The 1,039-nt window shown below is 36.5% G+C and carries 1 protein-coding gene; it reads right to left on the bottom strand.

The window, feature by feature from the left end; translation table 11 throughout:
• Positions 1 to 299: 299 nt before the first annotated feature.
• Positions 300 to 899 carry a hypothetical protein gene (locus ACFVQG_RS38660; RefSeq protein WP_383393414.1) on the bottom strand — a complete coding sequence of 200 codons (600 nt, stop codon included), beginning with the start codon at positions 897 to 899 and terminating at the stop codon, positions 300 to 302.
• Positions 900 to 1,039: the final 140 nt, after the last annotated feature.

Here is a 1,039-nt window from a genome sequence, read left to right as displayed (position 1 = left end):
TGTTTGAGTGCCCAGAGGGTTTGGGTCTTGTAAATCTATCAACTCCTTAAATTCTCGACCTGACGGTCTTGCGATTTACCGTTGACAGATGCCTATATTTATATTTTTTACCAACAAAAAGAGACATAAATAGTTATCATACATCTAGAGAGTACTCAATATTTAAATCTTATTCCGCTAGTGAAGACAGCTACTAGATATAACCTACATAGCAATAACAAAGACCGCCCATTATGTATCAGTGTATAAGGCGATCTTAACTGTATTCATGCTATATAACTATTCGCAAATTAACGACATTATTTCCAAAACTCCCACCATTTCTTCTTTGAAGCCTTAGCCACAGCAGCTTCAATCATAGCTTGGCGTTGATCCATAGAATTTCTCATCGACTCAATCAATTGACTATCTCTTTTATCTAATCTTTGTTCAATGTATTTTTGTTGCTGTTCTAATTGCTCCATGAGCATTTTATTAAACCCTTTTTGTTGTTCAAGTTGTTCCACTATATCGTCTAGCGTAGCGAGTTTATCAAGCTTATTCATTAAAGAATTATATTGCTCATCTGTTAGAGCGATTTTATCCTTTGAAGCCTTATCTATCAAGGTCGTATCGGGTGCCGCTTCGCCCCCGATATGGTTATCATTTTCTTCAGTTTTTAAGTCATTATATTTGGCAGCCAGCGTATTGGCAATATGGCCCAAAGATAAATTCCCTGTCTTTGAGAGGCCATTAAATTCTTTAAAGAGTAAAATATGTTTATCTAAAAACACTCGATGGCCGCTTTCATTTCTAAGAAACATATAGCCCGCTTTTTCCATGTACTGTGCATACTTACGTACCGTAGCGACCGATATACCTACAATCCCTGCTATTTGGCTACTTTGATATTCCTTCATATTGCCTCCTATACTCGCTACGCTAAGCAATACGGCGCAACGAATTAGTTTTCCTGCATTTTATTTAATATAAATATATCACTTTTATTGCCCTCTTCGTTTTGGGGTGTGAGGCTGGCTTTTAAAAATAGTGTATATAC

Source organism: Streptomyces sp. NPDC057877 (assembly GCF_042796855.1).
Taxonomy (GTDB): Bacteria; Actinomycetota; Actinomycetes; order Streptomycetales; family Streptomycetaceae; genus Streptomyces.
The sequence above is the reverse complement of the archived record's forward strand: the minus strand, read 5'-3'. Positions and strand labels throughout refer to the sequence as shown.

What these genes read in the sequence shown, in the direction of transcription:
- ACFVQG_RS38660 (WP_383393414.1), bottom strand. Translation starts at nt 899, where the DNA reads ATGAAGGAATATCAAAGTAGCCAAATAGCAGGGATTGTAGGTATATCG.